General features: G+C 72.3%; 21 protein-coding genes and 3 pseudogenes. 11 read left to right on the forward strand and 13 right to left on the reverse strand.

The window, feature by feature from the left end; genetic code table 11:
- The first annotated feature begins 88 nt into the window (after positions 1-88).
- Positions 89-472 (forward strand): cold-shock protein, encoded by a 384-nt coding sequence (locus OG594_RS47015; protein ID WP_030012939.1) that lies wholly within the window; start codon positions 89-91, stop codon positions 470-472.
- Positions 473-548: 76 nt separating this feature from the next.
- On the opposite strand, the gene OG594_RS03975 is transcribed toward OG594_RS47015, so the two are convergent.
- The 4 genes from OG594_RS03975 to OG594_RS03990 all read right to left on the reverse strand — a co-directional run bounded on the left by OG594_RS03975 (position 549) and on the right by OG594_RS03990 (position 4288).
- Positions 549-1412: a 1,4-dihydroxy-6-naphthoate synthase gene (locus OG594_RS03975; RefSeq protein ID WP_266595182.1), complete on the reverse strand. Its 864-nt coding sequence runs from the start codon at positions 1410-1412 to the stop codon at positions 549-551.
- Positions 1393-2151, reverse strand: coding sequence for a futalosine hydrolase (locus tag OG594_RS03980; RefSeq protein ID WP_266595184.1), 759 nt, complete (start codon positions 2149-2151; stop codon positions 1393-1395). The genes OG594_RS03975 and OG594_RS03980 overlap by 20 nt, the downstream gene beginning before the upstream one ends.
- A 16-nt stretch (positions 2152-2167) precedes the next feature.
- Positions 2168-2662 (reverse strand): DUF2771 domain-containing protein, encoded by a 495-nt coding sequence (locus tag OG594_RS03985; protein ID WP_266595186.1) that lies wholly within the window; start codon positions 2660-2662, stop codon positions 2168-2170.
- A 267-nt stretch (positions 2663-2929) separates the two neighbouring features.
- Positions 2930-4288 carry an MFS transporter gene (locus OG594_RS03990; RefSeq protein WP_266595188.1) on the reverse strand — a complete coding sequence of 453 codons (1359 nt, stop codon included), beginning with the start codon at positions 4286-4288 and terminating at the stop codon, positions 2930-2932.
- Positions 4289-4616: 328 nt separating this feature from the next.
- Here OG594_RS03990 and OG594_RS03995 point away from each other — a divergent pair, with 328 nt between their 5' ends.
- The 3 genes from OG594_RS03995 (at position 4617) to OG594_RS04005 (ending at position 7411) form a co-directional block, all read left to right on the forward strand.
- Entirely contained in the window at positions 4617-5537 is a 921-nt protein-coding gene (locus tag OG594_RS03995) for a DUF3027 domain-containing protein (RefSeq protein WP_266595190.1), read from the forward strand.
- A gap of 85 nt (positions 5538-5622) precedes the next feature.
- Complete coding sequence (locus tag OG594_RS04000) at positions 5623-5826, forward strand: hypothetical protein (RefSeq protein ID WP_266602580.1); 204 nt, start codon at positions 5623-5625, stop codon at positions 5824-5826.
- A 127-nt stretch (positions 5827-5953) separates the two neighbouring features.
- Positions 5954-7411 (forward strand): flotillin family protein, encoded by a 1458-nt coding sequence (locus OG594_RS04005; protein ID WP_266595192.1) that lies wholly within the window; start codon positions 5954-5956, stop codon positions 7409-7411.
- 301 nt (positions 7412-7712) lie between these two features.
- Here OG594_RS04005 and OG594_RS04010 read toward each other — a convergent pair whose 3' ends face one another.
- Positions 7713-8723 carry a WD40 repeat domain-containing protein gene (locus OG594_RS04010; protein WP_266595194.1) on the reverse strand — a complete coding sequence of 337 codons (1011 nt, stop codon included), beginning with the start codon at positions 8721-8723 and terminating at the stop codon, positions 7713-7715.
- A 76-nt stretch (positions 8724-8799) separates the two neighbouring features.
- Here OG594_RS04010 and OG594_RS04015 point away from each other — a divergent pair, with 76 nt between their 5' ends.
- Both OG594_RS04015 and OG594_RS04020 read left to right on the forward strand, forming a co-directional pair.
- Positions 8800-9492 (forward strand): GDSL-type esterase/lipase family protein, encoded by a 693-nt coding sequence (locus tag OG594_RS04015; RefSeq protein ID WP_266595196.1) that lies wholly within the window; start codon positions 8800-8802, stop codon positions 9490-9492.
- Between the two features lie 64 nt (positions 9493-9556).
- Positions 9557-9694: pseudogene (locus tag OG594_RS04020) on the forward strand (aldo/keto reductase); the annotation flags it as partial.
- 91 nt (positions 9695-9785) lie between these two features.
- On the opposite strand, the gene OG594_RS04025 reads toward OG594_RS04020, so the two are convergent.
- Positions 9786-10775: an aldo/keto reductase gene (locus OG594_RS04025; RefSeq protein ID WP_266595198.1), complete on the reverse strand. Its 990-nt coding sequence runs from the start codon at positions 10773-10775 to the stop codon at positions 9786-9788.
- Between the two features lie 63 nt (positions 10776-10838).
- On the opposite strand from OG594_RS04025, the pseudogene OG594_RS47020 reads away from it, so the two are divergent.
- Both OG594_RS47020 and OG594_RS04035 read left to right on the forward strand, forming a co-directional pair.
- A pseudogene (locus OG594_RS47020) lies at positions 10839-11141 on the forward strand (DUF6879 family protein); the annotation flags it as partial.
- Positions 11142-11215: 74 nt separating this feature from the next.
- Positions 11216-11416: pseudogene (locus OG594_RS04035) on the forward strand (aldo/keto reductase); the annotation flags it as partial.
- A 210-nt stretch (positions 11417-11626) separates the two neighbouring features.
- Here the strand turns inward: OG594_RS04035 and thpR are convergent.
- From thpR to OG594_RS04050, 3 genes are all read right to left on the reverse strand, one after another.
- The gene (thpR, locus tag OG594_RS04040; protein WP_266595200.1) at positions 11627-12181 is read right to left on the reverse strand and encodes an RNA 2',3'-cyclic phosphodiesterase; all 555 of its coding nucleotides are present in this window, start codon (positions 12179-12181) and stop codon (positions 11627-11629) included.
- Positions 12182-12315: 134 nt separating this feature from the next.
- The gene (locus OG594_RS04045; RefSeq protein WP_266595202.1) at positions 12316-13674 is read right to left on the reverse strand and encodes an MFS transporter; all 1359 of its coding nucleotides are present in this window, start codon (positions 13672-13674) and stop codon (positions 12316-12318) included.
- 26 nt (positions 13675-13700) lie between these two features.
- Positions 13701-14138 (reverse strand): MarR family winged helix-turn-helix transcriptional regulator, encoded by a 438-nt coding sequence (locus OG594_RS04050; protein ID WP_030010566.1) that lies wholly within the window; start codon positions 14136-14138, stop codon positions 13701-13703.
- 129 nt (positions 14139-14267) lie between these two features.
- On the opposite strand from OG594_RS04050, the gene OG594_RS04055 reads away from it, so the two are divergent.
- Entirely contained in the window at positions 14268-14450 is a 183-nt protein-coding gene (locus tag OG594_RS04055) for a hypothetical protein (RefSeq protein WP_030010567.1), read from the forward strand.
- A gap of 1 nt (position 14451) precedes the next feature.
- On the opposite strand, the gene OG594_RS04060 is transcribed toward OG594_RS04055, so the two are convergent.
- On the reverse strand, positions 14452-15915 hold the full coding sequence (locus OG594_RS04060; protein WP_266595205.1) for an NCS2 family permease: 1464 nt from the start codon (positions 15913-15915) through the stop codon (positions 14452-14454).
- 128 nt (positions 15916-16043) lie between these two features.
- Here OG594_RS04060 and OG594_RS04065 point away from each other — a divergent pair, with 128 nt between their 5' ends.
- The gene (locus OG594_RS04065) at positions 16044-16340 is read left to right on the forward strand and encodes a DUF2530 domain-containing protein (RefSeq protein ID WP_266595207.1); all 297 of its coding nucleotides are present in this window, start codon (positions 16044-16046) and stop codon (positions 16338-16340) included.
- Between the two features lie 266 nt (positions 16341-16606).
- Positions 16607-19072 carry a cation-translocating P-type ATPase gene (locus tag OG594_RS04070; RefSeq protein ID WP_266595209.1) on the forward strand — a complete coding sequence of 822 codons (2466 nt, stop codon included), beginning with the start codon at positions 16607-16609 and terminating at the stop codon, positions 19070-19072.
- A 40-nt stretch (positions 19073-19112) separates the two neighbouring features.
- Here the strand turns inward: OG594_RS04070 and OG594_RS04075 are convergent, their stop codons facing one another.
- From OG594_RS04075 to serC, 3 genes are all read right to left on the reverse strand, one after another.
- Positions 19113-20354, reverse strand: a complete 1242-nt coding sequence (locus OG594_RS04075) for an acyltransferase (RefSeq protein WP_266595212.1) — start codon at positions 20352-20354, stop codon at positions 19113-19115.
- Between the two features lie 196 nt (positions 20355-20550).
- Positions 20551-23682 carry a sacsin N-terminal ATP-binding-like domain-containing protein gene (locus OG594_RS04080; RefSeq protein ID WP_266595214.1) on the reverse strand — a complete coding sequence of 1044 codons (3132 nt, stop codon included), beginning with the start codon at positions 23680-23682 and terminating at the stop codon, positions 20551-20553.
- A gap of 152 nt (positions 23683-23834) precedes the next feature.
- Complete coding sequence (gene serC, locus OG594_RS04085; RefSeq protein ID WP_266595216.1) at positions 23835-24956, reverse strand: phosphoserine transaminase; 1122 nt, start codon at positions 24954-24956, stop codon at positions 23835-23837.
- Positions 24957-24963: the final 7 nt, after the last annotated feature.

Raw genomic sequence — 24963 nt, forward strand, 5'->3', positions numbered from 1 at the left:
GGCGGGTCACTCATGGCCCGCTGCGCTGTTGTCCGGAGCCGTTCGCGGTCCTTCGGACCCCCGACGAGCACAAGGACAGAGGACGGACGTGCCTACCGGCAAGGTCAAGTGGTTCAACAGTGAGAAGGGCTTCGGCTTTCTCTCCCGTGACGACGGCGGCGACGTCTTCGTCCACTCGTCGGTGCTCCCCGCCGGGGTGGACGCCCTCAAGCCCGGCCAGCGCGTCGAGTTCGGTGTCGTCGCCGGCCAGCGCGGTGACCAGGCACTTTCGGTGACGGTACTGGACCCGGCGCCCTCCGTCGCGGCGGCGCAGCGGCGCAAGCCCGACGAGCTCGCCTCGATCGTGCAGGACCTCACGACCCTGCTCGAGAACATCACCCCGATGCTGGAGCGCGGCCGCTACCCCGACAAGGTGCACGGCACGAAGATCGCCGGACTGCTGCGCGCGGTCGCCGACCAACTCGACGTCTGAGCCCGGCGCCGTCACGCGTACGGCTGCGCCCCGCCACTCGAAAGAGCGGCGGGGCGCAGTCGTACGTGCGGGGCGGTCAGTCCTGCGGGAAGTCCAGCGCGCCGGGCGGGATGGCCGGTACCAGACCCTCGGCCGCCGCCCGGGTGAGCAGCCCGCGCACCGCCGCGTAGCCGGACTCGCCGAGACCGGCGGTGAACTCGTTGACGTAGAGACCGATGTGCTGGTCGGCGACGGCCGGGTCCAGCTCCTGGGCGTGCGCGCGGACGTACGGGCGGGAGGCCTCCGGATCGTCCCAGGCCATCCGGACCGACGTACGGGCCGACTCGGCCAGCGCGCGCAGTCGCTGCGCGCCCAGCGAGCGCCGGGCGATGATCGCGCCGAGCGGGATCGGCAGGCCGGTCGTGGACTCCCAGTGCTCACCCATGTCGGCCAGGCAGTGCAACCCGTAGTCCTGATAGGTGAACCGGGCCTCGTGGATCACCAGCCCGGCGTCCACCCGGCCGTCCCGGACCGCCGGCATGATCTCGTGGAACGGCAGGACGACCACCTTGCCGACGCCCTCCGGCAGCACGTCCGCGGCCCACAGCCGGAACAGCAGGTAGGCGGTGGAGCGTTCGCTCGGCACGGCCACCGTCCGCCCGGCCAGGTCGACCCCCGGCTCGCGGGTCAGCACCAACGGGCCGCAGCCGCGCCCCAGCGCCCCGCCGCAGGGCAGCAGCGCGTACTCCTCCAGCACCCACGGCAGCACGGCGTACGACACCTTCAGCACGTCCAGCTCGCCGCGTTCGGCCATGCCGTTGGTGATGTCGATGTCCGCGAAGGTGACGTCGAGGGCGGGCGCGCCCGGCACCCGGCCGTGGGCCCACGCGTCGAAGACGAACGTGTCGTTCGGGCAGGGCGAATAGGCGATCTTCAGCGGTTCACCGGTGCTCGTGCTCATGGCGTTCTCCCCAGTTCGCGAGTACGGGCCCCAGCACGCGGAAGGCGTCGGCGAGCGCGGTGAGCGCGTCCCCGATCCGCCAGGCGGCACGGTCACGGGGGCCCACGGCGTTGGACACGGCGCGGATCTCCAGTACGGGCAGCCCGTGCGCGGCGGCCGCCTCCGCGACCCCGAAACCCTCCATGGCCTCGGCCCCGGCCATCGGGTGCCGGGCGGCGAGCGCGGCGGCCCGGGCGGCGGTCCCGGTCACGGTGGAGACGGTCAGCACGGGCGCGAGCAGCGCCCCGGTCGCCTCGGCGGCGCGGGCGGCGAGCTCGGCGGGCGGCAGGTGCACGCTGTGCCCGAAGCCGAGCTCCGTCACGTCGAGGAAGCCGTCGGGGGTCTCGGCCCCCAGGTCGGCGGCGACGATCGCGTCGGCGACCACGAGGGAACCGAGCGGGGCGGCGGGCACGAACCCGCCGCCGATGCCGGCGGAGACGACGAGCGAGTAGTCGGCGAGGGCCAGGGCGGTGGCGGTCCCGGCGGCGGCCGCCGCCGGACCGACGCCCCCGACCAGCACGTCGAAGGCGATGCCCGGAAGGTCCCGGCGGTTGAGGCGGTACCCCTCCCCAGACTTCGTCCGGGGATACCCCAAGGGCAAGGTGCGTGGCTCAGGACCAGGAGCGTCCGGATGAGGGGTCAGCCCGGTGGTGACGGAGTCTGCCTCCGCCGCCACCGCGGTCACGACGAGCGCGCGCACCGCTGCCGCCGGCCGGTTACTTGAGCTTGAGGTTGAAGGACCAGACGGCGAGCGGCTTGCCGGCCTCGTCGATCTGCAGGAACGCGAGCTTCTTCGAGGAGGGGGCCTCGCCCTGGCCGCCGGTCGCGAAGACGTCGGCCCCCGGGAAGCTGCGGTAGGTGTTCGAGGAGGGCTCGGTGATCGGCTGGCCGTCCAGGACCGCCGACCAGCGCTTGCCGTCCTCGACGATCTCCGGCTCGACCCCCAGGCGCAGGGTGTCGCCCCGGGCGTACTCGACGGTCTTGGGGTTCTTGAGGTTGGTGAGGCACTCCTGGACCTGGTCCATGGAGAGCTCCTTGCCGTCGTCGTTGTGGCAGGAGGCTTCGGCGGACACCGACGAGGTGCCGACCGTCACGGTCGCCAGCGGCGTCGGCTTCTCGCCACAGGCGGAGAGGAGGAGGAGGCCGGCGGACACGGCTCCGAGGGCCGCGACGCTGCGGCGGGCCCTACCCGAGAAAAGCGGTGCGGTCATGAGCCGAAGGCTATCGGGCCCCTGGGCTGCGCCGCTGCATGGGGTACCGGTGGCCTGCGGCGCGGCGAGATTCGGCTCCCGCCGGGTCGGCCAGGTGCGGCGCCGCTGCCGGGGGCGCTGCCCCCGGACCCCCGCGCCTCAAACTCCCCCAGCTACCGCTGGGAGGTGCCCCCTGGCGGGGCTGGATTGTCCAGCCCGCCCGGCGTTTGAGGGCACGGGCGCGAAGCGCACGTACGGGGTGCGGGGCGGAGCCCCGGCGGTGGCGCGCTAGGCGACCCGGGGGCGGGAGGCGCCTTGGTGGTGGCGGGGCGCCGTGGCGACGCCGCGCAGCGCCATCGTCGTGCCCAGGGCCACGATCGCCGCGGCCACCGACATCCCCAGTACCCCGTTCAGCGGCAGCACGATGCCGATCGCGCCGCCCAGGACCCACGCCACCTGGAGCAGCGTTTCCGAACGCGCGAAGGCCGAGGTCCGCACCGCCTCCGGCACGTCCCGCTGGATCATCGCGTCCAGCGACAGCTTCGCCAGCGCCTGGCAGAAGCCCGCCGTCGCAGCCAGCACGGCCATGAACAGCGCGCTGAAGAACACCGCCGCGAGCACCGCCACGCCCAGGGTCAGGCACAGCACCGCCGCGATGATCGCCTCCGGCGCCCGCGCCCGCAGCCACGCCCCCACCGCCGTACCGCAGGCGTTGCCCACGCCCGCCGAGACGCCCACGATGCCCAGCGACACCGCCGCGCTCTGCCCCGCCACGGGATGCTCGCGCAGCAGGAACGCCAGGAAGAAGATCAGGAACCCGGACAGCGCACGCATCGAGGCGTTCGCCAGCAGCCCGCACAGCACCGAACGGCTGACCGTCCGCAGGCCCGGCCGCTTCGAGTGCGCCTCGTGCGTGGACAGCCGCGCCCGGCGCTCGCCCTTGGCCTCGTCCACCTTGTGCGGCAGCGTGAACGCCGCGAAGGTCCCCCACACGAAGATCACGCAGGCCCCGTACAGCGGCCACGGCGGCCCGATCAGATGCAGGGCGGCCCCCACCGGCGCCGCCGCGCCCGTCGCCAGCAGACCCGCCAACGTGACCCGGGAGTTCGCCTTGACGAGTGAGAATTTCGGCGGCAACAGCCGGGGCACCACCGCACTGCGGACCACCCCGTACGCCTTGGACGCCACCAGTACGCCCAGTGCCGCCGGATACAGCTCGATGCCCCCCGTGGCCACCGCACCCGACATCAGCAGCGCCAAGAGCGCGCGGGCCAGCATCGACGTCGCCATCGCCGCCCGCCGGCCGTGCGGCAGCCGGTCCAGCAGCGGACCGATCACCGGGGCCAGCACGGTGAAGGGGGCCATCGTGATCGCCAGGTACAGGGCCACCCGGCTGCGCGCCTCGTCCGTGGGAACGGAGAAGAACACCGTCGACGCCAACGCCACCGTGATCATCACATCGCCGGCGCCGTTGATGGCGTGCAGCTCGATCAACTTGCCGAGGCCAGATTCCCCCGCCCCGTGCGCGTGCGTGGCCCGCCGGATCCCCCGCGCCGGAAGGTGCAGCGCACGCCCGACAGCCCGGCCGGCCCGCCTGGCCGGTCCCGAGCCGTCGTCGGACGACCGTACGGGTGCCACACTCGACATAGTGCCCCACCCGGCCCTGCCGGGGCGCCTCCCGGCGCGTCGCGCGGCCGGTGGCTTGTCCGCGAATCGGACCTTGCATGTGTGCCCGAGGCTTAAGAGGAGGTAGCGTGCGTAGCGCGCCACCGGCGGATGCTCCTGGCCGCGCGCCTCTTCGTGATCCCGCAGAATGGGTTGCAGTGAGGTGCGCCCGGAGTCCGATCGGGTGCGGACGTCGACGCGGCCCTCTGGTCCGCTCCGCCCGTGCCCCGTACGGACAGCACCGACGGGTCGTTGTGGACGACAGTACGGACGGCGCACACGTGAGACGGCGTAGGAGAGAACGAGACCAGTGAGTGCTGCGACGCGAAGCCGTACCCCGCGTACCCCCGACCGCCTCTGCGTCGAGGCGGTAGAACTCGCCCGCGCGGCGGCCGAGGAGGCCGCCTTCCCCGGAGTGGTCGGCGCGCACGTCTCCGCCGTGGCGGAGGGCGACCGCGTCGTCACCCACTTCTTCGAGTCCAAGGAGCCGGGCTACCGCGGCTGGCGCTGGGCCGTCACCGTGACCCGCGCCTCCCGCGCGAAGAACGTCACCCTCGACGAAACGGTGCTGCTGCCCGGCGACGACGCGCTGCTGGCCCCCGAGTGGGTGCCGTGGAGCGAGCGGCTGCGCCCCGGCGACATGGGCCCCGGCGACCTGCTGCCCACCGACGCCGAGGACCTGCGCCTGGAGCCGGGCTGGTCGGGCGAGGACGCCCCGCCGCCGAACTCGGTGGTCTCCACCGAGATGGCCGAACTGGTCGAGGCCGAGGACGCCGACGTCACCGACCGCGCGGTGGTCCCCGTACGCGGCTCCATCACCTCGGTCGCCGAGGAACTGGGCATGCGCCGGGCGCGCGTGCTCTCGCGGTACGGGCTGCACACCGCCGCCGACCGTTGGGACGAGTCCTTCGGCGCCAAGACCCCGATGGCGCAGGCCGCGCCCGCGTCCTGCGTCTCCTGCGGCTTCCTCGTCGCCATCGGCGGCTCGCTCGGCCAGGCCTTCGGCGTCTGCGCGAACGAGTTCAGCCCGGCCGACGGCCGTCTGGTGTCGCTGTCCTACGGCTGCGGCGGCCACTCGGAGGCCGCGGTCATGCCGGCGCCGCTGCGGCCGCCGCCGCCCGTGCTCGACTCGATGGCCTCGGACGAGTTCACCTTGCGACCGGCCCCCGACACCGGCTCGGTCCCGGTCTCGGAGTCGGACCTGCCGGCCGCGGACCTCGGCCACTCGTAGCCCGCTCGACAAGCCCCGCTCGGCTCCGTCCGGCAGCCGTGCGGCGTACCCTCGCCCCATGGGGGACACGGGCGCCGACGCGGACATGGTGGGACTGACCGGCCGGGTGACCGGGACGGTCGGCCCGGGGCTGGTGGGCGAGGTCATCGTACGGATCCGGGGCGGGGCGGAGCACTTCCTCGCCCACCCGGTCACGGGGACCGGCCGGCTCGCCGTCGGGACGGTGGTGACGGTGGTCGAGTACCTGCCCCCGCGCACGGTGTACGTGATGGCCGCCTACGACAACTGACGCCCCGTCCCACCTGTACGTATCAGGATGGCGACAAGACGCGGCCCGCATCTTCCGGCGGGGCCGCGGCAGGCGCAGACTCGGCCTCGTCGGTGCCGAACGGCACCGCGCTAAGGGGGCGTTGCCGATGGCTATCGGCGTCGTGGCGGGAATCGTTCTCGTCGCAATCGTGGCTCTGATCGGCCTGTTCAAGCTCATGTGGCGGGTGGCCGAACCGAACGAGGCACTCGTCATCTCCGGCTCCACGCACAAGACCGAGGGCCTCGGGCAGGGCATGGGGTTCCGGATCGTCACCGGGCGGGGGACGCTCGTGCTCCCGGGCGTGCAGGCGGTACGCAAACTGTCCTTGGACCTCAACGAGACGCAGCTGTCCGTGGACTGCGTCACCCACCAGGGCATCCCGCTGCGGGTGAAGGGCGTCGTCATCTTCAAGGTCGGTGACGACCTCGTGTCGATCGCCAACGCGGCCCGTCGTTTCCTGGACCAGCAGAAGATGATGCCCGAGCGCGTGCACATCGTCTTCGCGGGCCACCTGCGGTCCATCGTGGGCGGGTTGACGGTCGAGGACATGATCCGCGACCGGGAGAAGCTGACGGGCCAGACCCGGATGGCCTGCGGTACCGAGATGGAGAAGCTCGGCCTGATCGTCGACTCGCTGCAGATCCACGAGATCGAGGACCCGACCGGCTACATCAAGAACCTGGCGATGCCGCACGCGGCGGCCGTACAGCGGGACGCGCGGATCGCGCAGGCCGAGGCGAACCGGCTGGCCACGGAGGCCGAGCAGGCCGCCTTCGCCCGGATGGCCGAGGCGACGCGGGACAGCGAGATCCTCCAGGCCGGCTACCAGGCCGAGCGGGACAAGGCGGCGGCGACGGCCCGCCAGGCGGGCCCGCTGTCGGAGGCGGCAGCCCGCCAGGAGGTCGTCGTCCAGGAGACCCGGGTCGCGGAGCTCGAGGCGCACCGGCGCGAGCAGCAACTGCAGGCGGACGTGCGCAAACCGGCGGACGCGGCGGCGTACGAGACCCGCACCCGGGCCGAGGCCGAGCGCGACGCGCGGATCTCCGCGGCGCAGGCGAAGGCGCGCGAGACGGAGCTCGCGGCGGCCGCCGAGGCGACGCGGGTGACGACGGCGGCGACCGCCGACGCGCAGGCCGTGGAGGCGCGGGGCATCGCGTCGGCGAAGGCCACGCGGGCGACCGGTGAGGCGGAGGCCGCGGCCACGCAGGCGCGGGGCCTGGCGGAGGCGGAGTCGGCGAAGGCCCGCGGTCTCGCCGAGGCGGAAGCGATCAAGGCGCGGGCCGCCGCGCTGGCGGAGAACCAGGAGGCGGTCGTCGCGCAGCAGCTGGCCGAGAACTGGCCGGCGATCGTGGAGGCGGGCGCGGGGGCCTTCGGGAACGTGGAGCACATGGTCCTGCTGAACGGGGCCGAGGGCATGTCGGAGATGTTCGCGAAGGCGCTCACGATGGGCGGTACGGGTCTGGGCGTGGCCCGCCAACTCCTGGCCACGATGGGCCAGACCCCGCCGCCGGCCACCACGCCCCCGGCGCCGGTGAACGGCCGCATCCCGATCCACGAGGAGTAACCGACCCCATCCGGCTCCGCCGATTCAGCCCCCCCGGGCACATTCAGCCCCTCCGGCGTTTGAGGAGCGGGGGCTCGGGGGCAGCGCCCCCGCAACGGCGCCGCACCCGGAACGAGGTGGTTCGGCGCCCGCGCCGTTGCCGGGGCTCCGCCCCGGTCCCCGCTCCCCAAACGCCGGAGGGGCTGGATTGGCCCGGCGAAGCCGGATCGGCACGCCGGGGCCGGGTTGGGTCGGCGGAGCCGGAGGGGGCGGGCGGAGCCGGATGGGTCCGGCGGGGTCGGATGGGGTGGCGGGGGCTGGGTCAGCCGCGGCGGCGGAGGAGGCGTTTGGCGCCGAGGACGAGGATCAGGCCGCCCGCCAGGACGAGGGCCCCCTTGCCGAAGCTGCCCGTCGGCTCCGACGCGGGGGCCGCCCCCGACGGGGCGCCCGGCTGCGGTGACGCCGAAGCCGAGGCGGCCGCGGCGGACACCGGGATCGCGATGACCCGGCTGCCCTCGCCCTCCGCGCCGAACATCAGCGTGGAGCCGTCCGGCGTGTACGTCACCGACTCCGCCTGCCCCTGCCACGGCGCGTCCACCCGCTCGCCCTCGCCCACCGGCAGGCCGTCCTTCCACGGGTAGGTGCGGGCCGTGAAGTAGCCCCGCAACGTCAGTCGGGTGCCGTCGGGGGAGAACGCCCCGTCCGTCACCCACGGCACGGCGGCGACCCGCCGGAACACGTTCGTGCCGCCCGTCGTCAGCTCCGCGGGGCCCTCGTACAGGCCGCCCTTGTTCTCGTCCTTGCTCGCGATGTAGACGCGTCCCGTCACCGGATGGACCATCAGGGCCTCCGCGTTGCGCGCCCCGTCCGCGTACTTCACCGTGAACTGCGTCGCCTCGACCGTGACGTCACCCAGTTGCTTCGGTTCCGGGAAGCGGTAGATCCACACGTGGTCCCAGGTGCCGTTGCGGTTGTCGCCGATGTCCCCCACGTAGAGCTGCCCGTCCGGGCCCAGCGAGATCGCCTCGACGTCGCGCGGCGTGCCGATCCCCTTCAGCGTCACGCGGGCCACCGTCCTGCCCGACGCCGAGTCCACCGCGTAGATGTACGGGCCGTCGTCGCTGTCGTTGTGCGTCCAGTACACGCCCGGGTGGATCCGGCTGGCGGCCAGGCCGCTCGACTCCTTGATCCGCGGGTCGGAGATGGTGAAGGAGGACGTGGCGGGGGTCTCCGCCGCGAGGGCCGGGCCCGGCAGCACGGCGAGTGCGGCGGCGACGGCGGCGGTGGTGGCAACGGCGGCGGACGCGGCGGCGGACGGCATGGGCAGGCGCATTCCCCCAGCCTGCCAGTACGTGCCGCGTGTCCGGCGTCACAGGGGTTTCTGTCGCGCGATCCGCGATGATGACCGGATGCGTTTCATGTTCGTCGGCGACTCCATGACCATCGGACGCGCCGGCGACTACACCTGGCGCTACCGGATGTGGCAGCACCTCAGCTCGACCTTCGGCGGCCCCTACCGGATCGTCGGTCCGCGCTGCGAGCTGTACGACACCGTCGCCGACACGCCCAGCAGCCACGCGTACGCCGACCCTTGCTTCCCGGAGCCCGCCCGCCGCCACCTGGCCGGCTGGGGCGAGGGCTGGCAGCACATGGCCCCCCTCATAGGTCCCGCGGTCGCCGACACCGGCGCCGACGTCCTGCTGGTCTCCCTGGGCCTGATCGACCTCGGCTTCTACACCGACGCCGAGCAGACCGCCGCCAACGTCCGCCGGTTCGTCGCCGGGGCCCGCGCCGCCCGCCCCGACGTCCGCATGGTGCTGCTGCCGGTCATCCCGAACAGCCGGGCCGAGGAGGACGCCCCCTTCGAGGCCGAGGTGGCCCGCTTCAACGAGCTCCTCGCGAAGGCGGTCGCCGACCTGACGACCGATGCCTCGCCGATCGTGCTGGCGGCGCGCCCGGACGCGTACGACATCCACCGCGACACCTACGACGGCACTCACCCGAACGCCTCGGGCGAGCACCGGCTGGCGGGCGAGTTCGCGGCCGTCCTGCACCAGGCATGGGGGATCGGCGGTCCCTACCGGCCCGCTCAGGGGCTGTAACGCGCCCTTCACGACGGGGTCTTGCTTCGAGCGCACTCGAAGCAGTGGGCTTGGGTCCCAGACGTACACGCAGCTCGGACGCACCGGCCTCAAGGTCAGCCGACTCGTGCTCGGCACCATGAACTTCGGCCCCCAGAGCGGGGAGCCCGAAAGTCACTCGATCATGGACTCCGCCCTCGACCCGGGCATCAACTTCTTCGACAGCCAAGCAGGCATTGCAACGCCAGCTTGAGCAGGAGGTGGTCGCCGCCCGGAGCGAAGGGACGACGACCACCGTACGTGCGGCTACCTGATCACCAGGCGAAAGCCTCCGGGGACGGTCCCGGCCCGGGGAAGATCTCGTCCAGTCCGGTCAGCACCTCCTCGCTCAGCTCCAGCTCCAGCGCGCGCAGGGCGCTGTCGAGCTGTTCGGCGGTGCGCGGGCCGACGATGGGGCCCGTCACGCCCGGCCGCGTGAGCAGCCAGGCCAGGGCGGTTTCGCCGGGCTCCAGTCCGTGCTTCTCCAGCAGGTCCTCGTACGCCTGGATCTGCGCGCGTACCGTGCTGTTGGCCAGCGCGTCCGCTGCCCGCCCGGAGGCCCGGCGGCCGCCCTCGACCTCCTTCTTGATGACCCCGCCGAGCACGCCGCCGTGCAGCGGGGACCACGGGATGACCCCGAGGCCGTACTCCTGGGCAGCCGGGATGACCTCCATCTCGGCCCGCCGCTCGGCGAGGTTGTAGAGGCACTGCTCGCTGACCAGGCCGACCATCCCGCGCCGGGCGGCCGTCTCGTTGGCCTGGGCGATCTTGTAGCCGGGGAAGTTGGAGGAGCCCGCGTAGAGGATCTTGCCCTGCTGGATGAGGACGTCAACGGCCTGCCAGATCTCCTCGAAGGGGGTCCGGCGGTCGATGTGGTGGAACTGGTACAGGTCGATGTGGTCGGTCTGGAGCCGCTTGAGGCTGGCTTCGACGGCCCGGCGGATGTTCAGCGCCGACAGCCGGTCCTCGTTCGGCCAGGTCTCGCCCTCGCGGGACATGGAGCCGTAGACCTTGGTGGCCAGGACCGTCTTCTCGCGCCGGCCACCGCCCTGGGCGAACCAGGTGCCGATGATCTCCTCGGTGCGGCCCTTGTTCTCACCCCACCCGTACACATTGGCCGTGTCCACGAAGTTCAGACCCGCGTCGAGCGCGGCATCCAGGATTCCGTGGCTGGTCGGTTCGTCTGTTTGCGGACCGAAGTTCATCGTGCCGAGTACAAGTCGGCTGACCTTGAGTCCGGTGCGTCCGAGCTGCGTGTACTTCATGGGACCCAAGCCAACTGCTTCGAGTCCACTCCAGGCAAGAGCTGCCCGTGCAGCCGCCCGTTTGTGCGACAACGCGCATCGTCAAGACCGAGGCGTGGAGGCTTGAGATGCTGCCGCAGTACCTCCAAGAACGGTGCCCGCGTCCACGGGCCCTACGAGGATTCGTGGACGGACCTGATCCGCAAGCACACGGCAGCAGGCGGGAGTATCGGCCGCGTGCACATCGTCACGCAGTCACTCTCGGACTACCTGCGCTTCGAGATCGAGCGGATGGGCCACTCCAGCCGGGAGTTGGCCGACAAGCTCGGCGAGCTGCGCAAGCGATCCGGTCTCTCCGGGGCCCGGGTCGCGGCGCGCTGCAACATGTCCCAGTCGAAGATCAGCCGGATCGAGAACGGCAAGGTCCGGATCTCCTCGCGGAGATCTCGGCCCTGGCACGCATGGCGAACACCGCCGGACGCGCGCAGGTGCAGGCGTACGAGGACCTGCTGGACAAGCACGGCCTGGAGCCGGGCGAGGTCGGGCTGGCCTGGCTGCTGACGCGCCCCGGGGTCACCGGGCCGATCGTCGGGCCGCGCACGCAGGAGCAGCTCGACTCGGCGCTGTGCGCGGTGGAGCTGGAGCTGCCGCAGGAGGTCCTGGGACGTCGCCGGAGGCCTTCGCCCGGTAGGTCCGGTCCGGGGTTACTAGGGGTTACTGGCCGACGGCAGCCGCCACGGCCACGACGAGGAACATCAGCACGAGCACACCGGCCATCACACGGTTTCTGGTCTTGGGATCCACCCATCGAGCGTAACGCGGCCCGTCTGCCCTCCCGCACGCCCCCCGGTCCATGCCGGGGGAGTGCGGGTTCAGCCGCCGAGCTGCCAGGCCCCGACGGTCTCGTAGCGGGGCTGCTCGCCCGGCACTCCGCTGACGGGAAGGTTGCTGCGGACCAGGCTCAGGGTGTCGACCTGCCAGGCAGTGCCCTCGAAGTCCGCGAGGGCGTCCAGGTAGGGCCGCAGCGGGGTGGTGGCGCTGCGGTTGCGGGCCAAGGTGAGGTGCGGGTTGTACCGGCGGTGCTGCTCCATCGGTACGCCGGCCCGCCGGGCGGCGGCGTCGGCCCGCTCGGCGAGCATCTGCAGGGCGGCGAGCTCCCCGGCGGCGCCGGTCCACAGGGCGCGCTCCCCGAAGTGGCCGCAGCCGTGCAGCCGCAGGGCGAAGGGGGCGGTGCGGTGGGCGGCCCGCTCCAGACGGGCGTGCAGCTCCGGGAGCACCTCGTCCCGTACCTCGCCCATGAAGGCGAGCGTGAAGTGCCAGCCCGCTCGAGCGGTCCACGTCAGCCGGTCGTCGTGCAGGGGGTCGACGGCCCGGGCCAGCTCGGCGACGGCTGCCTCTGGTGGTAGGACGGCTGCGAACAGTCTCATGCCGGTGAGCGTAGGCGCCTCGATCGCCGGCGGGGCTGAAGTGCAGCCTCGCCGGCGTTTGAGGCGCGGGTCCGGTCGGGTCCGGGCGGGGTCCGGCGGGGTCCGGGGCGGAGCTCCGGGAGGCCGGCCCCGGCTCAGGCCACCGTCACCAGTTCGCGGCGGGGCGCAACGGCCGGGACGAAGGTCACGCCGTGCCGGTCCACCCGCAGTCGGAGGTTGCCGACCCGGGCCAGGACCACCGCGATCGCGACCGACGCGGCCAGGGAGATCACCGCGCCCGAGGCCATGCCGATCCGGGCGCCGTAGGTGTCGGTGATCCAGCCCAGCAGCGGGGCGCCGAGCGGGGTGCCGCCGGTGAACACCATCATGAACAGGGCCATGACCCGGCCCCGCATCTCGGGGTCGGTCGCCATCTGCACGCTCGAGTTGGCGGTGACGTTGACCGTCAGGCCGAAGATCCCGATGGGCACGAGCAGGGCGGCGAACAGCAAGAAGCCGGGTGCGAAGGCGGTCACCAGGAGCAGGACCGAGAACAGCACGGCCGCGGCCACCAACACCCGCAGGCGGGAGTGTCCGCGCCGGGCCGCGAGCAGGGCGCCCACCAGGGAGCCGGCCGCGATCAGGGTGTTGAAGAGCCCGTAGGTGCCCGCGTCCCCGTGGAAGACGTCGCTGACGTAGGCCGAGAGCCAGATCGGGAAGTTGAACCCGAAGGTGCCGATGAAGCCCACGAGCACGATCGGCCAGATCAGCTCCGGGCGGCCGGCGACGTAGCGCAGGCCTTCGCGCAGCTGCCCCTTGGCGCGGGGCCTCGGCTCGACCGGGTGCAGTTCGTCGGTGCGCATCAGCAGCAGGCCGGCGAGGGGCGCGGCGAAGGACAGCCCGTTCAGCAGGAAGGCCCAGCCGGAGCCGACGGCGGTGATCAGCACACCGGCGATCGCCGGGCCGACCAGCCGCGCGGACTGGAAGTTGGCGGAGTTCAGGCTGACGGCATTGGCCACCTGGTCCTTGCCGACCATCTCGGAGACGAAGGTCTGGCGGGCCGGGTTGTCGACCACGGTGACCAGGCCGATCGCGAAGGCGGCGAGGTAGACGTGCCACACCTGGACGTGTCCGGCCAGGGTGAGGACGGCGAGGGCGATGCCGGTCAGGCCCATCGCGCTCTGGGTGGCGAGGAGCAGCGGCCGCTTGGGCAGCCGGTCGGCGAGTACGCCGCCGTAGAGGCCGAACAGCAGCATCGGCAGGAACTGCAGGGCGATGGTGATGCCGACGGCTGAGGCGGAGCCCGTCAGCGAGAGGACCAGCCAGTCCTGGGCGATGCGCTGCATCCAGGTGCCCGTGTTGGAGACGACCTGGCCGGTGGCGAAGAGCCGGTAGTTCCGGATCTTCAGCGAGCTGAACATGGAGCCCTTGCCCGCGGGTGCCGCGGTGCGCGCGGCGGTAGGTGTGGTGGATATGTGGCCGGGTGCGGAGTCTGCTCCGGTTCCCGTACTCAAAAGCGTTCGCCTCCTGGCGTCGTTCCTTACAGGTGCGCGAGCTTCTCCAGGACGGGTGCGGCCGCGCGGAGCTTGGCCCATTCGTCCTCGGTCAGCTCGGCCGCGAGCCCGGCCAGGAAGGCGTTGCGCTTGCGGCGGCTCTCTTCGAGCATCGCTTCGGCCTCCTCCGTCTGGCGGACCACCTTCTGGCGGCGGTCGTCGGGGTGCGGTTCCAGCGTGACCAGTCCCTTGGCTTCCAGCAACGCGACAATGCGCGTCATCGACGGCGGCTGGACGTGCTCCCGCCGTGCGAGCTCGCCGGGTGTGGCCTGGCCGCAGCGGGCGAGGGTGCCGAGGACCGACATCTCGGTCGGGCTCAGCGACTCGTCGACGCGCTGGTGCTTCAGGCGTCGCCCCAGCCGCATCACGGCGGAGCGGAGGTCGTTCACGGCGGCTGCGTCGTCGCCATGGGAAAGGTCATGCATGTACTTAGAATAACTCATTACTCTCTCTAAGGAAAACCGGTTTCAGGCATACCCCGGGGGTCACTCGTACGGGTGAGTCGGCGGCTGAAAGCCACCCGCGTACGCGTCCTGTGCCCCGACTCTTTCGGCATGGGGACACATGTGCTGAGCATGCGCATAGACGGGGAGCTCCTCGACAGGCTCCGGATCCACGCCGCCAAACGCGGAATGAGCGTCCAGGACTATGTGGTCCGGACGCTCATTCGCGATGACTTCGACGAGCGCTTCAAGGCGGCCGTCGACGAGACAGAGAAGTTCTACGGGCTGACGTGAGCTACTGGGCGAGGCCGAGGGCGGGCATCGCGTAGTAGAAGACGAACACCGCCGACACCACGTACATGGCCACCGGGACCCCGCGGCCCCGGCCGGTCGCCAGACGCAGTGCGCAGAAGCTCACGAAGCCGATGCCGATGCCGTTGGTGATCGAGTAGGTGAAGGGCATCATCACCATGGCCAGGAAGGCCGGGACGGCGATGGTGAAGTCGCTCCAGTCGATGTCCTTGACCGAGCCCGCCAGGATCAGGAAGCCGACCGCCACGAGCGCCGGGGTGGCCGCCTGGGACGGGACCATGGTGGCGAGCGGGGTGAGGAACAGCGCCACGGAGAAGAGGCCGCCCGTCACGACGTTCGCCAGACCCGTACGGGCGCCCTCGCCGACCCCGGCCGTGGACTCCACGAAGCAGGTGGTCGCGGAGGAGGAGGTGGCGCCGCCCGAGGCGACCGCCAGGCCGTCGACCAGCAGGACCCGGTTGATCCCGGGGAACTCGCCGGTCTTCTTGTCGATCAGCTTCGCCTCGTCGCCGACGCCGAGGATCGTGCCCATGGCGTCGAAGAAGCAGGACAGCAGCACGGTGAAGACGAAGAGGACGCCGGTGAGCATCCCGACCTGGTCGAAGCCGCCGAACAGGCTGACCTCGCCGACGAGCCCGAAGTCGGGCATGGCCACCGGGTTGCCGGGCCACTCGGGGACCGTGAGGCCCCAGCCCGAGTCGGGCACCTTCGCGACCAGCTGGACCACGACGGCGAGGACGGTCATGGCCACGATGGAGATCAGGATCGCGCCCGGGACCTTGCGGATCAGCAGGGCGAGGGTGAGCAGCACGCCGATCACGAAGATCAGGACCGGCCAGCCGTCCAGGTGACCGGTGGCGCCGAGCTGGAGCGGGACCGTGGTGTGCGCGACGTCCGGGATGCGGGAGACGAAGCCCGCGTCCACCAGGCCGATCAGCATGATGAACAGGCCGATGCCGATGGCGATGCCCTTGCGCAGGCCGAGCGGCACGGCGCTCATGACCCGCTCGCGCAGGCCGGTGGCGACCAGCAGCATCACCACGAAGCCGGCCAGGACCACCATGCCCATGGCGTCGGGCCAGCTCATGCGCGGGGCGAGCTGGAGCGCGACGACCGTGTTCACGCCGAGGCCGGCGGCGAGCGCGATCGGGACGTTGCCGATGACACCCATGAGGAGGGTGGTGAAGGCCGCCGTCAGGGCGGTGGCCGTCACGAGCTGGCCGTTGTCGAGTTGGTGCCCGTACATGTCCTTCGCGCTGCCCAGGATGATCGGGTTCAGCACGATGATGTAGGCCATGGCGAAGAAGGTCGCGAAGCCGCCGCGGACCTCGCGGGCGACGGTCGAGCCGCGCTCGGAGATCTTGAAGTAGCGGTCCAGCGAGCCGGACGGATCCTGGGGGGAAGGCTCCGGGGCGGTGGCTACGGGGGCGGGGGCCGGGGTACTCATACGGTCCTCATTGGGTGGTTCATACGAAGAAAATGGGCCGCGCCCAAACCGTTTCAGTATGAACACATGAACGAAAGGGCGTCCATCTCCGCGCGTAGATGCCATTTCCCGCCGCCTAGACTTGCCGCATGGCGAAATGGATTGCGAAGCACGAGGCGCCCGAGCCCCTGGAGGGCCCCGTCGTCGCCACCGTCACGGGTGGCACGATCCTGTGGTTCGCCCTCTTCCTGGTCCAGCTGCCCTTCTACGGGTGGTTCGCCGACCGGGGCCAGCTGTGGTGGGTCTGGACCTGCGCGGCCGGTGGCTTCCTCGGCCTGATCGGCATCTGGTACGTCCGCGGCCGCGACGCGGCGCTCGCGCGTCACGCCGAAGCCGCTGCGCGGGCCGAGCGGGACGGGCAGGCAGGCTCGGGACCGCAGGCCTAGGTGCACTAGCGGCCGCGTGGGCGCGGGTCCGGTGGCTCCGCGGTGGGGCGGTGCCTCTCCGGGGCGTCTCCTCGGCTCGCGAACCCCTGACCGGGTCGGCCCGTGGTTCGGCGGTGGGTTCGCTCGGCCTGCGGGGACATCCCGGAGCGTCCCCGCCCCACGGCACGGCGCACGGCGATACCAGGGGACGATTCGGGTCATCCTGAGGTCTGATCTTCGGACTTTTCGGCGGGTGAACCGAAAGAACCCCGCTTAACGTCGAAAGCATGACGCAGCGGGCTGGAACCGAATCCGACGGGCCGGAGCCGGGTGGCAGGACGGCCGCCCCCGCCATCGACGCGGGAGCGGAGCTGGACCCCGTACACCCGGTGCGACCGCCCGCGCCCCGGTTCAAGCCGGGCGGGCTGAGCACCGCCGAGGTCGCCGAGCGCGTCGCGCGGGGCGAGGTCAACGACGTTCCCGTCCGGAGCAGCCGCTCCACCACCGACATCGTCCGCGCCAACGTCTTCACCCGGTTCAACGCGATCATCGGCGTGCTCTGGGCGATCATGCTCGTCGTCGCACCGATCCAGGACAGCCTCTTCGGCTTCGTGATCGTCGCGAACACCGGCATCGGCATCATCCAGGAACTGCGCGCGAAGAAGACCCTCGACAGCCTCGCCGTCATCGGCGAGGTCAAACCCAGCGTGCGCCGCGACGGCCGGACCGCCGAGATCTCCACCTCCGAGATCGTCCTCGGCGACGTCATCGAACTCGGCCCCGGCGACAAGGTCGTCGTCGACGGGGCCGTCGGCGAGGCCGACGGCCTGGAGATCGACGAATCCCTGCTCACCGGCGAGGCCGACCCCGTCCTGAAGAAGCCCGGCGATCCGGTCATGTCCGGCTCCTTCGTCGTCGCCGGCGGCGGCGCCTTCACCGCCACCAAGGTCGGCCGCGAGGCCTACGCCGCCCAGTTGGCCGAAGAAGCCTCCCGCTTCACGCTCGTCCACTCCGAGCTGCGCTCCGGCATCTCCACCATCCTCAAGTACGTCACCTGGATGATGATCCCGACCTCGATCGGCCTGATCATCAGCCAGCTCCTCGTCAAGGACAACAACCTCAAGGACTCCATCGCCCGGACCGTCGGCGGCATCGTCCCGATGATCCCCGAGGGGCTCGTCCTGCTCACCTCCGTGGCCTTCGCGATCGGCGTCATCCGGCTCGGCCGCAAGCAGTGCCTGGTCCAGGAGCTCCCCGCCATCGAAGGCCTGGCCCGCGTCGACGTGGTCTGCCTCGACAAGACCGGCACCCTCACCGAGGGCGGCATGGACGTCACCGAGCTGCGCCCCCTCGGCGGCGCCGAGCCGGCGTACGTCAAGAAGGTGCTCGGCGCCCTCGGGGAGTCCGACCCGCGCCCCAACGCCAGCCTCCAGGCGATCATCGACGCCTACCCCGACATGGCGGAGTGGCGCTGCACCGAGTCCCTGCCCTTCTCCTCCGCCCGCAAGTACAGCGGCGCCAGCTTCAGCGAGGGCGACGGGGAGAACAACACCTGGCTGCTCGGCGCACCCGACGTGCTGCTCCCCGCCGGGGACCCGGCCCTCGACGAGATCAACGACCTCAACGAGCAGGGACTACGGGTCCTGCTGCTGGCCCGCTCCGCCCGCGAACTCGACGACGCGGCCGTCGCCACCGGGGTCCGGCCGACCGCCCTGGTCGTCCTGGAACAGCGCCTGCGCCCCGACGCCGCCGACACCCTGCGCTACTTCGAGGACCAGGACGTCAGGGCGAAGGTCATCTCCGGCGACAACGCGGTCTCCGTCGGCGCGGTCGCCGGCAAACTGGGTCTGCCCGGCGCCGAGAACACCGTGGACGCCCGGAAGCTCCCCGCCGACCAGGCCGGCATGGCGAAGGTCCTCGACGAGAACTCGGTCTTCGGACGGGTCAGCCCGCAGCAGAAGCGGGACATGGTGGGAGCCCTCCAGTCCAAGGGCCACACGGTCGCCATGACGGGCGACGGAGTCAACGACGTGCTCGCCCTCAAGGACGCGGACATCGGCGTCAGCATGGGCTCGGGCTCGGAGGCGACCAAGGCGGTGGCCCAGATCGTCCTCCTCAACAACAGCTTCTCGACCCTGCCCTCGGTGGTCGCCGAGGGCCGCCGGGTCATCGGCAACATCACCCGCGTGGCCACCCTCTTCCTCACGAAGACGGTCTACTCGGTGCTGCTGGCCATCCTGGTGGTCTGCTCGCAGGTCGAGTACCCCTTCCTGCCCCGCCACCTGACGCTGCTGTCCACGCTCACCATCGGCATCCCGGCCTTCTTCCTGGCCCTGGCCCCGAACAAGGAGCGCGCGAAACCGCACTTCGTGAAGCGGGTCATGCGGTACGCGATCCCCGGCGGCGCCATCGCGGCCGTGGCCACCTTCGTCTCGTACCTGATCGCCCGCCACCACTACACGGGCCAGGGAGCCCTCGAAGCCGAGTCCAGCGCGGCCACGCTGACGCTGTTCCTGACGTCCATGTGGGTACTGGCGATCATCGCCCGCCCCTACACGTGGTGGCGGGTGGCCCTGGTCGGCGCGATGGGCGGGGCGTTCCTGATCGTCCTCGTCGTGCCGTGGCTACAGGACTTCTTCCAGCTCAAGCTGGTGGGCGTCACGGTGCCGTGGATCGCGGTGGCCGTCGCCGTGGGCGCGGCCGCCCTGATCGAGTTCACCTTCAGGTGGGTCGACCGCAAGTTCCCGGCCTGACCGGGACCGGTCCGGGCCCAAGCCCAAGCCCAAGCCCGGGTCAGGAGACCGAGACGCGCTGCTGGCCCTCGGCGGTGGCGCCCTGCCGGGGGGCCGGGACGCCGCCGTCCGTGGGGCGCCGGCGGCCGATGTCCTTCAGGCGCATCGCCGGGCGTTCGACCAGGTGCCAGGAGAGCACCGCCGCGACCAGCGCGCCGGCCAGCGAGAGCCCCAGGTAGGCGGCGAAACCCCAGCGCGCGCCACCGAGGACGGCCAGCGCCTGCTGCACGAGGAAGCCGTAGATGTAGATGCCGTACGAGTAGTCGTGCTTGGCGCCGATCCGCTGGAACGGCTTGGGCAGCCGGATGGCCAGCCACAGCAGCAGGTAGCAGAAGGCCGGCACGCCCAGGGCGAAGAAGTACCCGTAGTGCAGGGTCAGCACGAACACCACGGCGCTGAGCGCCGCCAGCGGGTCGCTGACCGGGACGCGCTCCTTGTAGAGCTCCAGCACCGCACCGAGGGCGAAGGCGAAGCCGAGGTAGACCATGTAGTTCACGCTGTGCGGGCCCATCAGCGGAATGACCAGGTCACCGCCGTGCGCCGCCGTCCCCGCCCCGGCGTTCAGACGGTTGCCGACGGCGTCACCGACGACCAGGCCGCCCAGGACCACCGCCACCGCCAGGACGGTCCGCCGGGACCGCACGAGCGAGCCGCCCAGCGCGAGCAGGCCGACCCCGAGGTAGCAGAGGATCTCGTAGGCCAGCGACCACAGGGCGCCGTTCATCGCCGCGTTGTGCGCGAGCCCCTTGGTGGTGCCCGTCTCCATCACACCGGAGATCCCCCACTGCCCGACGCCGACGGCCCAGTTCGCCTCGACGTAGGCGAAGGGTCCCTGCGGGTGGTCCCAGAACCCCGCCGTGCTGCCGTGCTGCCGCCAGTACAGGAAAGGGGCCACGGCGAAGGCCGTGACGGCCATGCAGACCCAGAACCCGGGCAGCAGGCGCAGCGCGCGGTGCCACAGGAAGCGGCCGACGGGCAGCCGGTTCCCGCTGCGCGTCACGAGGATGCCGGAGAGGAAGAAGAAGCCGAAGACGGCCATCTTCCCGAGGTCTATCTGCCCCTGCGAGAAGCCGTGACCGATCTCATGGCTGCCGAAGCCGAGGATGCCCGCGTGCGAGACCACGACGGCCGACGCGAGGAACAGCCGCAGGAGGCCCAAGCTGTTGTTCCGGCCGGAAAACAGCTCGGACACCGGCCCGCGGGACCAGCGGAAGCCGGCCGGAAGGGCTCTCCTGTCGGGCATGACGCTCCCCCTGAACGATTCCCTGAGGGCGCGTTCTCTTCGTGGTCGTGGATCCGCCGGTCGGGCGGAAAGCACTGATCAGTCTGAGTCGGCACGTGCCGCCTGTCAAAGGGAGCGCACGGTTTCCGGGCGGCCGCGCGCCCGCCTCCCGGCCCGTTCCCGGCCCGTTTTCGGCCCGCTCGCGGCCCGCCTCCCGTCAGTCGAACCAGCGGTCCCGGGCCAGTTCCGCCGTACGCGACGGGTCCTCCAGCAGCGCCGCCACCTCGAAACGGCGCGGCCACTGGCCCGCCGACCAGGCGAGGCCGGCGGCCACGCCCTCCAGCGTGGACGCGTGGAGCGTGCCGTCGGAGGTGCGGCGCCAGTCGAGCTCCGTGCCGCCCGCGACCAGCTCCTCGTGCTCGATGTACGTCCTCGGAGTGGCCGGACCCAGCAGCACGAGCACCGACTCCGGTACCTCGTGCTCCTCGCCGGGCGTGGTCACCTCCGCCGGAACCGTCTCCGAGAGGCGGCGGACCTGGAGCAGCTCCGCGAGGTCCGCCGCACGCGCCGGGGGGACCGGCAGCAGCGGCAGCCCCGCCGTCAGCGGGAGCAGGTCCGGGGCGTCCGCGATCACCGCGTCGGCCGCGTCCACCACGACCACCTCGCCGTCCACCACCGCGCGCAGCTCGTCCGGGAGGGTGACCTGCTCGGGGTCCAGATCGGCCAGCGCACCGTACAGGCCGTGCAGCTGGTGGCCGGTGACCTCACGGTCCGGGTCGGCGAGCCGGGCCAGCAGCTCGGCGGCGCCGCCGGGCTCGTCCAGCAGGGCCGCCACGGTGGTCCGTACGCCCAGCGCCCGCAGCACCTGCTCGTCCTCGAAGCCCGTGGCGTCCGCCGAGGTGTAGAGGCCTCGCAGCAGCGGGTCGCCGCCCGCCGCGCGCAGGCCCGCCGGGCGGCGGCCGTCGAGCACCGGGTGGTCGCGCAGCCACCAGGCGGTGTACGGGCGCACCGACTGCGTGGTGCCGTCCGGCAGCAGGATCCGCACGGGCTGGGTCAGCGCGTCGCGCAGCGGCGGCTGCGCGAGCATGGCGAGGGCCTGCGGCCAGCAGTCGTCGTCGACGAGGTCGAGGTCGCGGACGGCGATCAGCTCGGTCGCCACGGGCGGGACCGGGAGGTCCGGCAGCTGGTCCAGGACGTCCTCGCACCACACGTCGACCGCGTCCAGCAGGCCCGCGTCGTCGGGCTCGGCGAAATCGCCCTCGCGCGGTTCCAGTTCGTCCGGGTCGAGGACCACGTCGGTGGCGCGGACCAGCTGGAAGGTGGCCAGGACCCCGCAGGCGGTGAGCGGGCCCGCACCCCACCGCTCGGCGAGGTCCGCGTCCACGTACGGCACCTCGTCCTCGCGGATCACCGAGGCCAGGGGGCTGCCCGGCAGCAGGAGCTCGCCCGCCGGGACCAGCTCCCCCTCCTCGTCCGGCAGGGCCAGCGCGCCGAGCCAGGGCTCGTCGCCCGGCGCCAGCTCGGCGTCCTGGACCAGCCCGAGGACCACCTCGGCCAGTTCGTCGCCGTCCAGGGAGTCGGCGTCCTCGTCCCAGATCTCCCCCGCGTCGAGGGAGGCGGCGACGGCCGCCCGCACCTGCGGGGTCGTCAGGACCGCCCGCGCCGTGGCCGGGAGCGCGCCGAGCTTCTCCAACAGCGGGTGCGCCGCGTCCGGGTGGGCCACCTTCAGGCCCAGCCGGGCCAGGCTCGTCGGCGTGTCCGTGCCGGGCAGCAGGATGTGCCGGGGGCCGATCGAGGTGCGGCCGTCGGCGAGCGGCACGGGCAGCCCGGACAGCCGGTCGGGGTCCACCCCCGCGAGGCTGTCGTAGAGCCGGTGCCACCACTCGGGGGTCCGCTCGATGCCCGCGATCCGCTCGATGGCGTCGCCCAGCGGGAGCCGGCCCACCCCCAGGGTGCGCAGTTCGGCGCGGCGCTCCAGGCCCGCCGGCAGCAGGGTCGGCAGGACCTCGGCGAGGACGCGTACGGTGTCGGCGCCCGCGCCCTCCACCACCTCGGCCTCGAAGGGGCGCAGGGCCGCGCGCTCCTCCGCGTGCTCGGGCGGCGCGGCCGGCGCGAGGAAGGCGGTACGGGGCAGGCGCTGGAGCACGGCCGCGCGCAGGGCCCCGTCCAGCTCGCCCTTGCCGAGCGGGCCGGGCACCAGGTCCACGAGGGCGGTCGTCACCGGGTCCCAGGCGCCGAGGAGTTCGGCGTACGCGTCGGCCGCGCGCTCCACGAGGAAGTCGAGCAGCGGGCCCGGCGCCGGGTGGCGGCGGCTGGTGTCCAGCGGCAGGGTCGCGATGAGCAGCGCCGGGATGCCCAGCGGCTCGTCGGTGGGGGTCGGCGCGTGCACCACGGGGGCCGTGGCCGGGCGGACCGGGGCGCCGTCGGAGTCGACGGGCACCGCCCAGGACACCGCCCAGGCGGGCCGCAGCCGCTCCTCGACGGGCCGGTCGGCGAGCAGCGCGCGCTCGATAGGGCCGCCGTGGCGGACGGTGCGCCAGCGGTGGGTGACCGTACCGGAGGCGGTGGTGTCCTCGATGACCGTGTACGGGCCCTCGTCGCGCCGGTACAGGGTGCGCGTGCCGTCGGACGGGGTCTCCACGACGACCTCGCGCAGCCCGGGCAGGGTGAGCAGCAGGGCGTCGTCGATGCCCGCCAACAGCCGTTCCACCAGCCCCTCGGCGGCGGCGTCGCGCAGCGGGAGAACCACGACGGTGTCGTAGCCCTCAGGAGCGGTGCCCTCGGCGGGCAGCGGGAGGCGCAGCAGCGGAACGTGCCCGTCGCGGCGGCGCAGTTCGTCACCGAGGCCGGGGCTGCCGACGGCGGCGCCCCGGGCCAACTCCCGGGCCTCGGCCAGGGACCAGCGCACCCCGCCGTGACGGCCGAGCACCGCGGGTTCGTCGGAGACGGCCAGTACGGCCGCGAAGCCGACGCCGAACCGGCCGACGCTGTCGCCGGCCGGCTCCCGCTTGGCGGAGGCGCGCAGGGTGCTCAGCGACTCCACGCCCGTCGCGTCCAGCGGGGCACCGGTGTTGGCGACGGCCAGTAGCGCGTGCCCGCCCTCGCCCTCGTGCAGGGTGAGCCGCAGCCGGCCGGGCACCCGGGCCCGGGCCGCGGCGTCGGCCGCGTTCTGCGCCAGCTCGATGACCAGCCGGTCCCGGTAGCCGCCGAGCGCGAGGTCCTCCTCGGCGTTGGCGTCCTCGCGGAACCGGGCCGGGCCCGCACCCCACGCGTCGAGCACCCCGCGCCGCAGCCGGGCCGTGCCGAAGGGGTCCACACCGCTCTGGGCCGCCGTCACTCGCACGCTCACGCCGCTGCCTCCAAGAATCGCCGCCGGAGCCCTGAAGGTACCGCGTGCGGGAGAACCCCACGCCGGTGGCCTTCGGGGTGTCCGGGGAACGCCGAAGCCCCCGGTGACGACAAGTCGACCGGGGGCTTCGCGTCGTACCGGGCGGGTGGCGGTCAGAGCTTGTCGATCACGTAGTCGATGCAGGCCGTCAGCGCCTGCACGTCCGCCGGGTCGATCGCCGGGAACATCGCGATGCGGAGCTGGTTGCGGCCGAGCTTGCGGTACGGCTCGGTGTCCACGATCCCGTTGGCGCGCAGCACCTTGGCGACGGCCGCCGCGTCGATGTCGTCCGAGAAGTCGATCGTGCCGATGACGGACGAGCGCTTGTCGGCGTCCACGACGAACGGGGTCGCGTACTTGGAGGCCTCCGCCCAGCCGTACAGGTTGCGCGCACTGGCCGCCGTACGGCCGGTGGTGAACTCCAGGCCGCCCTGGCTGTTCATCCACTGCAACTGCTGGTCCAGCAGGAAGAGGGTGGACAGCGCCGGGGTGTTGTACGTCTGGTTCTTCAGCGAGTTGTCGATTGCCGTCGGCAGCGAGAAGAACTCCGGGATGTGCCGGCTGCCGGAGGCGTGCACGCGGGCGGCGCGCTCGAGGGCGGCCGGGGAGAACGCGGCCAGCCACAGGCCGCCGTCCGAGGCGAAGGACTTCTGCGGGGCGAAGTAGTAGACGTCCGTCTCGGTGATGTCCACCGGCAGACCGCCGGCGCCCGAGGTAGCGTCCACCAGAACGAGGGACCCCGCGTCGGCGCCCGCGACGCGCTTGATCGGCGCCGCCACACCCGTCGAGGTCTCGTTGTGGGTGTACGCGTACACGTCCACGCCCGCCTCGGCCACCGGCTCCGGGTGCGTGCCCGGGTCGGAGGAGATCACCGACGGCGCGTCCAGCCACGGCGCGAGCTTCGCGGCCGTGGCGAACTTCGAGGAGAACTCGCCGAAGGTGAGGTGCTGGGACTTCTGCTCGATCAGACCGGCGGTCGCGATGTCCCAGAAGGCGGTGGAGCCGCCGTTGCCCAGGATCACCTCGTACCCGTCGGGGAGGGAGAAGAGGTCCCGGAGGCCCTGGCGCACCGAGCCGACCAGGTTCTTGACCGGGGCCTGGCGGTGTGAGGTTCCGAGCAGGGAGGTACCGGTGGCGGCGAGGGCGTCCAGCGCCTCGGTCCGCACCTTGGAGGGGCCCGCGCCGAAGCGTCCGTCGGCGGGCTTGATGTCAGCGGGAATCTGGATCTCAGCCACGAGCGGA

This window comes from Streptomyces sp. NBC_01214, from assembly GCF_026340975.1.
Classification (GTDB): Bacteria; Actinomycetota; Actinomycetes; order Streptomycetales; family Streptomycetaceae; genus Streptomyces.